This window comes from Bradyrhizobium sp. 23AC (genome assembly GCF_054863025.1).
Window position 1 is genome coordinate 109,072 of the sequence record NZ_JAVAYN010000012.1, and the last position, 13,890, is coordinate 122,961.

The 13,890-nt window shown below is 65.4% G+C and carries 14 protein-coding genes; 9 read left to right on the top strand and 5 right to left on the bottom strand.

Going from position 1 to position 13,890, the window contains the following annotated elements; translation table 11 throughout:
• The first annotated feature begins 273 nt into the window (after positions 1-273).
• Both htpX and RAD10_RS25560 read left to right on the top strand, forming a co-directional pair.
• Complete coding sequence (gene htpX / locus RAD10_RS25555) at positions 274-1,209, top strand: zinc metalloprotease HtpX (protein ID WP_461619668.1); 936 nt, start codon at positions 274-276, stop codon at positions 1,207-1,209.
• Positions 1,210-1,346: 137 nt separating this feature from the next.
• Positions 1,347-1,988: a tetratricopeptide repeat protein gene (locus RAD10_RS25560; RefSeq protein ID WP_018323277.1), complete on the top strand. Its 642-nt coding sequence runs from the start codon at positions 1,347-1,349 to the stop codon at positions 1,986-1,988.
• Between the two features lie 155 nt (positions 1,989-2,143).
• On the opposite strand, the gene RAD10_RS25565 is transcribed toward RAD10_RS25560, so the two are convergent.
• The gene (locus RAD10_RS25565) at positions 2,144-2,497 is read right to left on the bottom strand and encodes a hypothetical protein (protein WP_461619669.1); all 354 of its coding nucleotides are present in this window, start codon (positions 2,495-2,497) and stop codon (positions 2,144-2,146) included.
• A 176-nt stretch (positions 2,498-2,673) separates the two neighbouring features.
• Positions 2,674-3,474 carry a hypothetical protein gene (locus RAD10_RS25570; RefSeq protein WP_026202904.1) on the bottom strand — a complete coding sequence of 267 codons (801 nt, stop codon included), beginning with the start codon at positions 3,472-3,474 and terminating at the stop codon, positions 2,674-2,676.
• Positions 3,475-3,706: 232 nt separating this feature from the next.
• Here RAD10_RS25570 and RAD10_RS25575 point away from each other — a divergent pair, with 232 nt between their 5' ends.
• On the top strand, positions 3,707-4,000 hold the full coding sequence (locus RAD10_RS25575; RefSeq protein ID WP_014497428.1) for an antibiotic biosynthesis monooxygenase: 294 nt from the start codon (positions 3,707-3,709) through the stop codon (positions 3,998-4,000).
• A gap of 142 nt (positions 4,001-4,142) precedes the next feature.
• Here the strand turns inward: RAD10_RS25575 and RAD10_RS25580 are convergent, their stop codons facing one another.
• Entirely contained in the window at positions 4,143-5,588 is a 1,446-nt protein-coding gene (locus RAD10_RS25580) for a helix-turn-helix domain-containing protein (protein ID WP_461619670.1), read from the bottom strand.
• A 230-nt stretch (positions 5,589-5,818) separates the two neighbouring features.
• Here RAD10_RS25580 and RAD10_RS25585 point away from each other — a divergent pair, with 230 nt between their 5' ends.
• From RAD10_RS25585 to RAD10_RS25595, 3 genes are all read left to right on the top strand, one after another.
• Positions 5,819-7,453, top strand: coding sequence for an isocitrate lyase (locus RAD10_RS25585; protein ID WP_461619752.1), 1,635 nt, complete (start codon positions 5,819-5,821; stop codon positions 7,451-7,453).
• A gap of 30 nt (positions 7,454-7,483) precedes the next feature.
• Entirely contained in the window at positions 7,484-7,693 is a 210-nt protein-coding gene (locus RAD10_RS25590; RefSeq protein WP_018323282.1) for a DUF4170 domain-containing protein, read from the top strand.
• A gap of 196 nt (positions 7,694-7,889) precedes the next feature.
• On the top strand, positions 7,890-8,444 hold the full coding sequence (locus RAD10_RS25595; RefSeq protein ID WP_461619671.1) for a hypothetical protein: 555 nt from the start codon (positions 7,890-7,892) through the stop codon (positions 8,442-8,444).
• Between the two features lie 113 nt (positions 8,445-8,557).
• On the opposite strand, the gene RAD10_RS25600 is transcribed toward RAD10_RS25595, so the two are convergent.
• Complete coding sequence (locus RAD10_RS25600) at positions 8,558-9,439, bottom strand: metallophosphoesterase family protein (protein ID WP_461619753.1); 882 nt, start codon at positions 9,437-9,439, stop codon at positions 8,558-8,560.
• Positions 9,440-9,546: 107 nt separating this feature from the next.
• Here RAD10_RS25600 and RAD10_RS25605 point away from each other — a divergent pair, with 107 nt between their 5' ends.
• The 3 genes from RAD10_RS25605 (at position 9,547) to RAD10_RS25615 (ending at position 11,319) form a co-directional block, all read left to right on the top strand.
• A complete protein-coding gene (locus RAD10_RS25605) occupies positions 9,547-10,038 on the top strand; it encodes an NUDIX domain-containing protein (protein ID WP_461619672.1) in 492 nt (163 codons plus the stop codon).
• Positions 10,039-10,189: 151 nt separating this feature from the next.
• Positions 10,190-10,708, top strand: coding sequence for a GNAT family N-acetyltransferase (locus tag RAD10_RS25610; protein WP_461619673.1), 519 nt, complete (start codon positions 10,190-10,192; stop codon positions 10,706-10,708).
• A 128-nt stretch (positions 10,709-10,836) separates the two neighbouring features.
• Positions 10,837-11,319, top strand: coding sequence for a GNAT family N-acetyltransferase (locus RAD10_RS25615; RefSeq protein WP_461619674.1), 483 nt, complete (start codon positions 10,837-10,839; stop codon positions 11,317-11,319).
• Between the two features lie 107 nt (positions 11,320-11,426).
• Here the strand turns inward: RAD10_RS25615 and RAD10_RS25620 are convergent, their stop codons facing one another.
• Positions 11,427-13,805 carry a TonB-dependent receptor gene (locus RAD10_RS25620; protein WP_461619675.1) on the bottom strand — a complete coding sequence of 793 codons (2,379 nt, stop codon included), beginning with the start codon at positions 13,803-13,805 and terminating at the stop codon, positions 11,427-11,429.
• Positions 13,806-13,890 lie beyond the last annotated feature (85 nt).

The window sequence follows — 13,890 nt, forward strand, 5'->3', positions numbered from 1 at the left end:
TTGCTGACGGGGTGCCAACGGAACCGGTCAATGCGCCGCGACCGCGCGGCGTGCCCGGTTACCACGAATTAAGCCGCGATTGCGCTTTCCAGGTTGCTAAACGTCTGCGGGTGTTTTTGCGCAAATCCCGCTCAAGCTTTAGCGGCGCGGGAAAGGCTGACGCCACGATGGAATGTGCGGCCGGGCGACGCACGAACCTTGCGGTAGCAGGCAGCCTTCATACCTCCGGGGTGCCGGCCAGAGGTTCGCCCGCGGCCGCCTTGGGAGACGGCCATGAACTATTTTCGTACCGCAATGCTGCTCGCAGGCCTCACCGCCCTGTTCATGGGCGTCGGCTATCTGATCGGCGGTGCCTCCGGCGCCATGATCGCGCTTGTCATTGCCGCGGCAACGAATCTCTTCACCTACTGGAACTCCGATCGCATGGTGCTCAGCATGTACGGCGCCCATGAGGTCGATCGTTCGACCGCGCCGGAGCTGGTCGGGCTGGTCGCGGAACTTGCGGGCCGGGCAGGCTTGCCGATGCCGCGCGTGTTCCTGATGGATGAGGTGCAGCCCAACGCGTTCGCGACCGGCCGCAACCCGCAAAACGCCGCCGTCGCCGTCACCACCGGCCTGATGCGCCAGCTCAGCCGCGAGGAGCTCGCCGGCGTGATCGCGCACGAGCTCGCCCATATCAAGAATCACGACACGCTGCTGATGACGATCACTGCGACCATCGCCGGTGCGATCTCCATGCTGGCGCAGTTCGGCATGTTCTTCGGCGGCAACCGCGAGAACAACAATGGTCTCGGCATCGTCGGCTCGATCCTGATGATGATCCTCGCCCCGCTCGGCGCCATGCTGGTGCAGATGGCGATCAGCCGCACCCGCGAATATGCCGCGGACAATCTCGGTGCGCGCATCGCGGGGCAGCCGATGTGGCTGGCTTCCGCGCTGGTGAAGATCGAGGGCGCCGCGCATCAGGTGCCGAACTATGAGGCCGAGCGAAACCCCGCGACCGCGCACATGTTCATCATCAATCCGCTGTCGGGCCATGGCGTGGACAATCTGTTCGCCACCCATCCCTCGACGCAGAACCGCATCGCGGCGCTTCAGCAGCTCGCGGCCGAGCTCGGCACGCGGCCGGCGCCGTCGGTTGGCGCCAACGAGAACTATCCGCCGCGCGGCCCATGGGGGCGCTCGTCCTCGCGTGGTCCCTGGGGCTGATATGGAACCTGCGGCAATTTGCGGTCGGCTTTGTGACCTGGCGCACACAGGATCGTCGGAGCCGGTGTTAAGACCCGGGCGAGACACTTCCTTCGAAAGGGGATGCGTGACCGGCTCGCTGCCGGCCACCGTCGAAGATGACCAGAGCTGCCGTACCATTGCTGATCGTCCTGTGCGTGCTCGTCGGCTTGTCCACGCACATGGTCGTCAATTGCGGCGACGAGGACGATCCCGACATCTGCTCGGCCGTGATCGGCTTCTCGCCGCTGCGCGGCTCGCTGATCGCCTTTGCCTATGAGGGGCGCGGACGGATCGCGCTGCGCCATGGCGACTTCAGGCGGGCGGTCGCCGATTTCGACGAGGCCATTCACCTCAATCCCAACCGCGCCTCGCTCTATCGCGACCGCGCGCTCGCGCGCCGTCAGAACGGCGATCTCGAACTCGCCATCGCCGACTATGACGAGGCGATCGCGCATGATCCCAAGCGCGCTGCGCCCTATCACCAGCGCGGTCTCGCGCTCGCCGCCACGGGCGATCTCGACCGCGCGATTCTGAGCTACAACACGGCGGTTCGCCTCGACCCCTCGGACGCCCAGGCCCGCCTCGACCGTGGCCTGGCGTTCCTCGCCCGTGGCCAGGCCGACGATGCGCGCGCCGATTTCGAGGCTGCGCTGGCGCTGCCGGCCGGCAAGGACGGTCGCACCCGCGAAGCCGCGCGCGCCAGGCTCGCCGAACTCGCCAGCGCCGAGCCGACGCAGGTGTCAGTGCCGAGGCAGTGAGGGGGCTCTATCCACCGAATCCTGGAATCGTAGGGTGGGCAAAGGCGCCCTTGCGCCGTGCCCACGATCTCTACAATACGGCAACAGACGCGTGGGCACGCTTCGCTTTACCCACCCTACGGCGCTGATTGTGCGGAGGGATACTCCTCATCCGCCTACTTCGCCTTCTTGGCTTTGGCCTTCTTTGCCTTCGCGGCCTTCTTTGCCGGCTTCTCCTTCGCCTGCTTCTCGACCTTCGCCGCCACCGGGGTACTGGCGGCAAGCCGCATTGACCGCGCGTAGCTGTCGGCGACGTTGTCGGCGGACATCTGCAGGCGCTTGGCGGCGGCAGTGGCCTGCTCCATGGTGGCCTTGGCCATCATCTTGAAGCGATCGCCGGTCTCCTTGCCCTTGGCCTTGGCCGCCAGGCCGTTGAAGCGATCCCGCCGCTCCTTGGCGCGGGTCATCAGGCCCGTATGCAGCTGTCTGGCCAGTTGCCGGATCACGACATCCAGGTCGGCGTCCGCCATGTTGTTCTATCCTCTTCGAAAAATGGGTCTCGATGCGGGCGGGACTATGCAGATCGGGCCCCGCCTTGGCAATTCCCGCCTGGACGTCATCCGCAGCTTCCGGCCTGCAAAACAAAAAAGCCGCGCATTTCGCGCGGCTCTTTGGTTGATCTGGCTGAGGCAGCTCTACGTTCGCCTCACTTCAGCGAGGCGACCGGGCCGTTTGCCGCCGCCGGCTCCGGGTCGAAGCCGAACACGCCGACCAGGTATTTGTAATAGTCCGGCATCTTCTCCTTGAGCGTCTCGCGCGACTTCGGATCGTGGAATTCGCTCTTTCCGGCCAGGAAGATGCTGGCGGTCACGGCAAAGAACTCCATGGGGTTCTTCAAGGCATAGGATTCCTTGGGGAGTAAATCCTTGGACTTGGCGAGGGCGAAGTAGGCGATTACGCCCTTGTTGGCGTAGCCGTCCGGCAACAGCCGCGCGTGATAGGCGTGCAGGAGCTCATGCAGCAGCACGGCCTCCTTTTCGTAGCGCATCATGTCCGGCCGCAGCATGATCACGCCGAGGCCCGAATCGACCGCGAGGTCGACGGCGTTCGGATTGGTCCAGCGCTGCTTGTCGTGGTCCCAGACCGTCAGCGTCCGCGGCACGCGGCGTTCGACGTTGGGGGCGACGCGACCGTAGCAGGCGGTGGCGGCGCCTTCGTCGAGGCAGGCGAGCTCGCTGGCGATGATCGGCACGGTGCGGAAGAAGCGCAGCACGCGCGGCGACAGGCCGGCCGCCTCGACCGCGTCGATCTGGCTCTTCAGATTGTCGGTGAGCTTGTCGACATCCTTGCGGTCGGAGTTCTCCGACAGGTCGAACATGTAGCCGCGATAGCTCTGGAAGCCCGGCGGCAGCGACTGCGCTGCATCGGCATCGAGCGATCCGGCTTGGGATGGATTGGCGAAGAGCGCGCCGACAATGGTTGCGGTCAGCAGCAACGCAATGCGCATGATGAACCCCCTGATGTCACTTCGCCCGGCAGAATAGGCCTTCGCCGTTTGCGAAAAGTGAGTGCGGCGAGACTAGGGCAGCGATGTTGAGGCGTGCTTAACCGTTGGTTGCAGATCGCGAGGGCGGATTAGTGCCGGATTAACCAAGCGTGGATTGGCGGCGGGCTTCGGCGTAACATCCAGCACCGGGCACCGAGCCCGACAATCCAGACAGCCGGAAATGGAGGATGCCATGTATGCCGCCATCCGTCAGGCCAAGGCGAAAAGCGGGAGCGCGGAAGAGCTGGCGCGCCGCATCAAGGACGGCGCAGTTCCGATCATCAGCGACGTCGACGGTTTCCGTGCCTATTACGTCGTCTATGCCGGCGACGACACGGTGACCGCGATCTCGATCTTCGACAAGTTCGAGCAGGCGGAGGAGGCGAACCGGCGCGCGATCGCCTGGATCGAGAAGGATCTCGGGCCGTTGCTTGCGGGGCATGCGAGCGCGGCTGCGGGGCCGGTGATCGTGCATACGCTGGCGTAATCTCGTGCCCCGGACGCAGCGCAGCGCCTCTTCGGCGGTGCGCTGCAGAGCCGGGGCCCATGTAGTGCGGCTCGCTGGGTCCCGGCTCTGCGCAGCAGCGCAAGAGCGCTGCAGCGCGTCCGGGACACGAGAGCGTCCGGCCTCACAACTCCCGCGCATTCGAGAACGCGAAGCTCGACACCCGCCGTGTCGTCTCGTCCAAAATCAGCGTGCGCGTGATCGGCGGCTCGGCGCGCTGGGCGCAGTTTTCGCGCTCGCAAAGGCGGCAGTTGACGCCGATCGGCGTGCCTTCGGTTTTCTCCAGGTCGACGCCGGCGGCGTAGGTCAGGCGCGCGGCGTGACGGATCTCGCAGCCGAGCCCGATGGCGAAGCGCGGTTGCGGCAGCGGGTGCGGCGCGACGGGGCGGCGGACCATCTGCGCGATCGAGAAATAGCGCGTGCCGTCGGACAGCTCGATCACCTGCTTGAGCAGGCGGTCGGGCGTGTCGAAGGTCGAGTGCACGTTCCACAGCGGACAGGTGCCGCCGAATTTCGAGAACGGGAAGGTGCCGGAGGAGAAGCGCTTGGAGACGTTGCCGGCATTGTCGACGCGCAAGAGGAAGAACGGAATGCCGCGCGCGTTCGGCCGCTGCAAAGTAGTGAGCCGGTGGCAGACCTGCTCGAAGCCGGAATTGAAGCGCTGCGCCAGCACGTGGATGTCGTAATTCAGCGCCTCGGCCGCGGCGAGGAACGCGGGGTAGGGCATCATCACGGCCGCCGCAAAATAATTGCCGAGCGTGATGCGGAACAGCCGCCGCGGCGCATCGTCGAGCGGGCCGGCGCGGCCGATGATGGTCTCGAGCGCTTGCGCGCATTCGCCGAGGCCCAGCTGGAACGCGAGCTGGAACGCGCGGCCGGGCGGATCGACCAGTTCCGAGATCAGCAGCTGACGGCGGTGGCGGTCGAAACGCCGGAGCGTCTCGCGCATCACGTCGACGGGCATGATGCGGGTCTGGATTGAATGCTTTTCGCGCAGGCGCTCCACGAGCGCGGCATAGAGCCCTTCAGCCGGCACGTTCAGCTCGTCGCGCAGATTTTCCGCGGCCTGCTCCAGCTCCGGAAAGTAATTGCGATTGGCCTCGATCAGCTCGCGCACGCGCTCGACCGGATTGGCCTCATAGCGCGTGCCGACGTCACGGTCGGCCATCTGCGCCGCCGCCAGCGTCTCGCCCTGGCGTGCCTCGGTATAGGCGGCGTAGAGCCGCTGCAGCGCATGGGTAACGCCGGGGCAGAGCTCGGCGAGGTCGCGCAGCTCCTGCTTGGGCACGTCGATCTGGCGGAACAGCGGATCGGAGAAGATCTCGTTGAGCTCGGCGAAGAAGCGGTCCTCATCGGCGGTGGCGAGGTCGCGCAAATCGAGGTCATAGGTCTCGGCCAGCCGGAGCAGGATCTGCGCCGTCACCGGGCGCTGGTTGCGCTCGATCAGGTTGACATAGCTCGGCGAGATTCCGAGCCCCTCGGCGATTTGGGTCTGCGACAGCCCCAATTGCTGCCGGATTCTGCGGAACCGCGGGCCGACGAAGAGTTTCTTGCCGGAATTGGCGGACATGTCTCAGGACTCCGTGCGCATTAAGGACAGTTTAGCTGACCTATAATTTTTACAAACTTTACAAAATAACATCTGTTACATGTTCTGATGTTACATGACATCACCAATAAAAAACAAGCCATCTATACGAAGTTTCTGTTTTCGCGTTTAGCTCCTGACACGCATCTCGCAATGCACTGTCAAGAATGTCGATGGCAACAATCGCCATCGTCAGCGAAAGGATCAGGCACATGAACTACCAGCCGCGCGGCATCAGCACCCTTCAGGGCCCGGGTTCGTATCAGAACGAGGTCGAGGCGGCCCAGGCGCTCCTCAAGACCCAGCCGACCTGGAACGGGGTGACGGCCGAGGCCGTCGCACGCATGCGCCTGCAGAACCGCTTCAGGACCGGTCTCGACGTCGCCCGCTACACCGCGGCCTTGATGCGGGCGGACATGGCCGCCTATGACAAGGACCCCACCAAGTACACCCAGTCGCTGGGCTGCTGGCACGGTTTCATCGCCCAGCAGAAGCTGATCTCGGTCAAGAAGCACTTCGGCGGCAAGACCGATCGCACCTATCTGTATCTCTCGGGCTGGATGATCGCGGCGCTGCGCTCCGAGTTCGGCCCGCTGCCCGACCAGTCGATGCACGAGAAGACTTCGGTGCCGGCGCTGATCGAGGAGCTCTACACCTTCCTGCGTCAGGCCGACTCGCGCGAGCTCAATGACATCTTCCGCCTGCTCGACAAGGCGCGCAAGGAAGGCGACACGACCCGCGAGAAAGAGTTGATCGAGAAGATCGACAACTTCCAGACCCATGTCGTCCCCGTCATCGCCGACATCGACGCCGGTTTCGGCAACGCCGAGGCGACCTACCTGCTCGCCAAGAAGATGATCGAAGCGGGCGCCTGCGCGCTGCAGATCGAGAACCAGGTCTCCGACGAGAAGCAGTGCGGTCACCAGGACGGCAAGGTCACCGTTCCGCACGAAGTGTTCATCGCGAAGATCCGCGCCTGCCGCCACGCCTTCCTCGAGCTCGGCGTCGAAGACGGTGTCATCGTGACCCGCACCGACTCGCTCGGCGCCGGCCTGACGCAGCAGATCGCCGTCAGCCACAAGCCCGGTGACATCGGCGACCAGTACAACAGCTTCCTCGATTGCGAGGAAATCACCGCGGAGAACGCCCGCAATGGCGACGTCATCATCAACCGCAACGGGAAGATGATGCGTCCGAAGCGGCTGCCCTCCAATCTTTATCAGTTCCGCCCGGGCACCGGCGAAGACCGCTGCGTGCTCGACAGCATCACCTCGCTGCAGAACGGCGCCGACCTGCTCTGGATCGAGACCGAGAAGCCGCATATCGAGCAGATTGCCAAGATGGTCGATCGCATCCGCAAGGTCATTCCGAACGCGAAGCTGGCCTACAACAACTCGCCGTCCTTCAACTGGACGCTGAACTTCCGTTGGCAGGTCTACGACGCGATGAAGGAAGCCGGCAAGGACGTCAGCAAGTACAACCGTGCCGAGCTGATGAAGCCGGAATACGACGATACGCCGCTGGCGCAGGAAGCCGACGAGCGCATTCGCACCTTCCAGGCGGATTCGGCCAAGCGTGCCGGCATCTTCCATCACCTGATCACGTTGCCGACCTATCACACGGCGGCGCTCTCGACCGACAATCTGGCGAAGGAATATTTCGGCGACCAGGGCATGCTCGGCTACGTCAAGAACGTCCAGCGCGCCGAGATCCGTCAGGGCATCGCCTGCGCCAAGCACCAGAACATGGCCGGCTCCGACATCGGCGACGACCACAAGGAATACTTCGCCGGCGAGGCAGCCCTGAAGGCGGGCGGCGCCCACAACACGATGAACCAGTTCGGCTAACGCAGCACGCTATTGGACAGGAGACTGACAATGACCAAAGGCAGCAATTTCTGGGTGATCGGCGGCGAGTTCGGTTCGATGAACTTCCACAAGCTCGTGGAAGGCTCTGCCCAGGTGCAGGGTCCGTTCAAGACCCGCAAGGAGGCCGAGGACGCCTGGCGCACGGTCTCGGAAGAGAACCGCCACAAGGCCGGCGTCCGCTTCTCCATCGTGGAAGAACCGTCGCGCGTCTCGGCCTAAAGGGCTAGCTGCTGACCTGAATTAAGAAGACGTCCAAGGACGGATGGTCCCATCCAGGCTCTGCCTGGGTGGGATCGTCTGTTTTTGGCACAGGTCAATCGCCTGTGGGTGCCGTAAGTCTCTGGAATTATGGACCCTTTGCGGGCCTCGTGGTTGCTGATAGGTTAATGGAGGAAAGTCGAGGACGAGGCCGACAATGTCAGAGCCCGAGACCAGCGGGACCCATCCCGGCCAGCCACGGCCGGTGCGGCTGCGCGATGCGCTGCTGCGCGCGCGGATCGAGGCCGCCGACCGGACCGGCGTCGTCGTCGATCTCAGGGACGCCGAGGTGGCGCGGCTCGAGATCCTCAACGACGCGCTCGATCCCCTGTTCGCGCAGGTGCCTGACAGGATCGACCTGTTCGACCGCGGCATCAGCCAGGGCGATACGCCCAGACTCTGGATCGACGTCGTCGCCCACATCGTGATGGGGCGCGACAAGCGGATGTACCGCTTCGTCCAGGACACCCGCTTTGGCCGCATCGTGCTCGCCGAATCGCACGACACCACTGTGATCGTCGAGGCCGTCACCGACTATGTCGCGCGCCGCATGGTCGAGCGCGAGCATGCGATGGTGGTCCCGCCCGAACCGAAGCCCGCGGTCGCGCCGCCGCCGCGCCGCTCGCGCCTGTGGCCGTTCGTGTTCGGCTTCGTGCTCGGCGCCGCCGCCTTGTTCGGCCTCGCCGTACTGGCGGCTCTGCAGAGCTGGTGAATTTTTCTCAGTCGTCATTCGGGGCGCGCGAACCGGGAATCCATTCATCGTCACGTGCTGCGGACCGATCGATTCCGGGTTCATGCTTCGCATGCCCCGGAATGACATCGGGTCTAAATCAACCTTACATGCTTGATCTGTCCAATCTGAAACCCAGCCCCAAGGCTCCGCACCGTCTGCTCGCAGCGCCAGCCGGCATTGTCCTTCTCGATCGTGAAAAGGTTGTAGGCCGCGGCCGGGTAGCGCCCGTGCGCGAGCGCGGAGGCCGAGGGCACGCCGAGCGCGGGAATGTTGCCGTTGGGACCCTCGAACCACATCGTCGAATGAATGTGGTCGTGCCCGTGCAGGATCAGTTCGACGCCGTGGCGCTTGAGCAGCGCCAGCAGCGCCGCCGAATCTGTCATCCGCTTCTGCCGCGCATCGGACTTCAGGGGATGGTGCACCAGCAGCACGCGGAAGACGTCCTCGGCCGCGAGCCGTTCGAGCATTGCTGCAAGAGAGTCGAGTTGATCGCGCCCGAGCGTGCCCAGGGCCATCAGCGGCAGGGTCGGCACCGCCGTGGACAGGCTGATCAGCGCGAGCGGCCCGCGCCGGCGCACGGATGGAAAGCCGATGCCGCCGTCGTCGCCGGCAAGATAGGGCGCAAACGTCTCGCCGAAGCGATGCGAGGTGGCGCGGACATAGGCGTCGTGATTGCCGGGAATCGTGGTGACGCGGTCGGGCGGGCCGACGCCCTCGAGCCAGGCGCGGGCAGGGGCGAACTCGGCTTCCAGCGCGAGGTTGACGAGATCGCCCGTCACCGCGATGTGGTCGGGCGCCTGTGCCTTCATGTCGGCGACCAGCGCATCGAGCACCTCGCGGCGCTGGTACTTGTGGCGGTTGCGCGTCCAGTTGACGTAGCCGAGCACGCGCTTGCCGGCGAGCTCGATCAGCCGCGGTTTCGGCAAGGGCGCTAGATGCGGATCGGACAGATGGGCGAGCGTGAAGGGGGCCAGCGTGTTGTGAGTCATGGCGTGCGATTGCCTCGCTATTGCTACGTTGTAATGGCAAGGTCGCGAGGACTGTGCAAGCGGGGCCGGGACAGCGGCCTCAAGGAAGCCTGATGGGAGATCGTCTGGGCCGCATTCGACGAAAATTCGAGCCGCTGCTGCGGCGAGTCTTCCACGCTTATTTCCTCATCGTCCGCGGTATGACGCTCGGCGTCCGCGCCGTGGTGCTGGATGCCGAGAATCGGGTATTTCTGGTCAGGCACAGCTACGTCAGCGGCTGGTACTTGCCCGGCGGCGGCGTCGACCACGGCGAGAGCATGGAGCAGGCGATGCGGCGCGAGCTCAAGGAGGAGGGCGACATCGACCTCACCGGCGAGGCCGTACTGCACGGCATCTTCCTCAACAGCCACGTTTCCCGCCGCGACCACGTCGCGGTCTACGTCGTCAGGCAGTTCAGGCAGGACCGCCAGCCCGAGCCCAACCGCGAGATCGTCGAGTGCGGGTTCTTCGCGCTCACGGCGCTGCCCGACGGCACCACGCGAGGGACGCGGCTGCGGATCGCCGAAGTGCTGGACGGCAAGCCCCCGATTGCGACGTGGCGCTGAGGGCGGCCTGTGCTGGTGCGTCAGGAGTTGGGAGTTGAACGAATGCAAGCCGAGGGTTTCAGAACACGTCTCCCATCGACCTTGAAAAGGAGCTGAGCGCCTTGTTGCCCGATGGACCGCGCTGCGTTCAGGTGCTATCCCGCGAATTGACATGACCGATCTTTCACTGACCATTCTCCCCGAGGCCGCTGGCGATGCCCAGTCGATCGTGCGGCTGCACGAACGTACCTTCGGTCCCGGCCGCTTCGTCCTCAGCGCCTACCGGATCCGCGAGCACGTCGACCATCTGCTCGAATTGTCCTTCACCGCGCGCATCGGCACGCTGCTGGTCGGCTCGGTCAGGCAATTGCCGGTGCTGGTCGGCGAGACGCCGGCGCTGCTGCTCGGGCCGCTGACGGTCGAGCCGCCGTTCCGGGGCCGCGGTGTCGGCCGTCTGCTGATGGAGCGCGCGCTAAAGGACGCGAAGGCGAAAGGTCACCGCCTCGTGCTGCTCGTCGGCGACGAGCCATATTACAGCCGAGTCGGCTTCAAGCCGGTCCCGAAGGGCCGCGTCACCATGCCCGGCCCGGTCGACGCCGCCCGCATCCTGGTGTTCGAGCTCGTCGACGGCGCCTTCGAAGGCGTGTCGGGCCCGGTCGGCCCCGACTGGAGCAAGGCGCGGGCGGGGTAGGGCGTCAGGTTCGTAGCTTGTAGCCCGGATGAGCCAAGCGTTATCCGGGAAACCTGTCGATGCTGATGCAACGCCCCCGGATGTCGCTTCGCTCATCCAGGCTACGACGTTCATACGGAGTATCGCCAATGCAGGTGCGTCCAGCCGATCCCACGGAGATCGACCACCTCGCGCAGCTGTGGCACGATGCCTGGCACGGGTCTCATGCGCATCTTGCGCCGCCCGAACTGGTTCGCCTCCGCACGCTGGCGAGCTTTCGCGATCGCCTCGCGGTCAGGCTTGCCGACATCTGCGTCGTCGGCCCCTCCGGTGCGCCGCTCGGCTTGTGCGCCCTCAGGGGCGACGAACTGTACCAGCTCTTCGTGTCGCCAACCGCCCACGGGACGGGCGTGGCTGCGGCGCTGATCGCCGATGCGGAAGCACGGCTCGCCGCGCGTGGTGTGGAGCTGGCGTGGCTCGCCTGCGCGGTCGGCAACATGCGCGCCGCCCGATTCTACGAGAAGAGCGGCTGGCGCAACGCCGGCACCTTCGTGATGATGTCGGAAACCTCGAAGGGGCCTTTCCCCGTGGATCAGTGGCGCTTCGAGAAGCGGCTCGCGCAGATTCCGTAGCCCGGATTTCGCTGCGCTTCATCCGGGCTACGATGCTGTCAATGACGCGCGCGGCCGCGCCTTAATGACCGTTAAGCCGGGGCCCGCGGGGCCCGGCTTAATCACCGTCAGAACTTGAAGTTCGCGAACGCACGCACGCCGATGCCGGGCATCAACACCTCGTCCTTGGTGTAGGACACCGAGTTGCGGATGTTCTCGTTGAGGAGATTGTTGCCGACGATGCCGGCCATCATCTCGCGCGCGCCGAACCAGTTGCGGTCGAGCTTGGTCTTGTAGCTGACCTCGGCCTTCAACAGATTGTAGCCCGCCGTCGGCGTCTCCGCGATCACGGCGACATTGTTCTGCGCGAAGGCGTGCAAGAGGTTGACGCGCATCAGCCAGTTGTCGTCGCGCCAGAACACGCCGCCGCCCATCCGCACCGGCGGAATGCGCGGCACGTTGGTGCCGTCGCTGAAGGTGGCGCGGACCACGTCGAGCTGGTTCTCGATGCCCCAGATGCCGCCCTGGAACGCGCCGACGTCGAGCTGCGACTGGAATTCGCCGCCGCGGAAACTTGCGTTGCGCTGCGAATACACCGCCTGGTTCAGCTCGGCGCCCGGCGTGCCGCAGGAGGCAAAGTCGTCATCGCAGGACACGCCGGTGAGGCGGCGATAGATGAAATTGTCGAAATGCGTGTAGTAGACCGTCGCTTCGAAGCGGAACGGCCCCGTCGCCTTGCGCACGCCGAGCTCGACCGATTTGGCGGTCTCGATGGTGAGGTTGGGATTGCCGATGTCGAAGGTCGCAGTCGCGTCATGGCCGCCGCGTGAAAACAGCTCGGCCGCCTTCGGCGCGCGCTCGACATATTGCGCGGTGATGCTGCCGACCATGCCGCCCGGCAGATCCTGCAACAGGCCGATGCTGCCGCTCTTGGGCGTGAAGGACGGATTGCGCGCGATCGCCGCCTGCGGCGTGCCGTCGGGCAAATAATCGGCCGGGAAGTCCGGCGTCGTGCCGTGCAGCTCGACATGCTCGATGCGGCCGGCGATCTGCGCCCGCGTCGCCTCCGTGAACTTGAACTCGTTGAAGGCGTAGCCGGCGACGCGCGTGCTGTTGTTGGGGTCCCACAGGCCGTTGAACAGCGTGCCGGGATTGTCCGGGCTCGGCGCGCTCAATTCCTGATGCCCGACCTGGAAGCCCAGCGCCGTCGTCACTTCGGCGAAGCGCGCGTTGAACGGCATCAGCTGCACCTCGGTGCGGATTTCCTGCTCCTTGTTGGTGAAGGTCTGCCTGATGCCGTCGCTGTTGAGGTCGGCGGGATCGGCAAGTCCGATCTCGTTGTGCCGGTAGTCGGTCGCGCCGGCCCAGAAGCGGACGGCGTCGATCGCGGCGGCGTCGGGATGATACTCGCCCTTGACGTTGATCTTGGTCTGGTGGCCGTCGATCCGCGTGCGGTGGTCGGCGCCGTCGATGCCGGGGATATGGTAGAGCGAGTCGTTCTGCGTGATCGACGCGCCGATATAGCCGCCCTGGAAGAAGTAGGAGCCGCCGATCGAGGCGCCGTCCGAGCGCGTCGCCGAGTTCGGCTGGCGGCCGTTCACGGGACGCGACTGATCGTTCAGATAGGGATAGCTCGGGATGGAATAGTCCGAGGTCGTGCGGCCATAGGCGTCGGCGTGGAACGCAAAATTGCCGCCGCCGGTGTCGAGCAGTACGCCGCTTTCGACGCCGCGATCGACCGAAGAGAACGCGGTACGGGTCTCAGCGGTGACGCAGGGCGACGTCGCGGCGGTCGCGAGCGGCGCCTTGGTCGGCAGGCCGTAAGCCTGGAATGACGGCGCGCAGGACGGCAGCGCATCCGGAATCCGGTTGTTCGTGGCGCTGACGACGCCGCCGATCGAGGTCGAGCCGTAGCGCAGCGCGGCGGGTCCGCGCACCACTTCGATCTGGTTGGTCGCGAGCGGATCGATCGGGACGAAATGATCCTCGCCGAGATCGGACGCGCCGCTCGAATTGGTGCCGTTCTCGACGATGCCGACGCGGTTGACGTCGAGACCCCTGATGATCGGCCGGCTGGATGCGCCGGGCGCGAAGCTCGAGCCGGTGATGCCCGGCTTGGAGAACAGGAGATCGCCGAGTTGGCCGCCGCCCTCGCGGCGGATCTCCTCGTTCGGCACGACGGTGACGGTGGCGAACTGGTTGGTCACGATCGGCAGCACGCCCTGCTGAGGCGCGGCCGTCGCCGGCGCTGCCGGCGTTGCTTCGGCCGTGCGCTGCTGGCTGCGCGAGCGTCCGGTGCGCGCGACGCGGACCGGGCTGCGGGTCGGCACCGCCCGGCGCACGATCGGGCTCGGCGCCGTCACGGTGACGGCCGGGATCTCCGTCGACGACTTGTCTTGCGCAGGTGCTTGTGCGAGCTCTTGGGCGAGGGCGGATGAGGCGGCTACGCCGAGCAGGAGCAGGCTCGCTCCGCCCAGACGCTGCGCGCGTCGCAATTCAAATGACATGGTCCTGATTCCATCAGGCGCCGTCCGCATATGGATGTGCTGATCGGAGGCGGCCTGCCGTCGCGGCGCGACGGAATTCGACTTC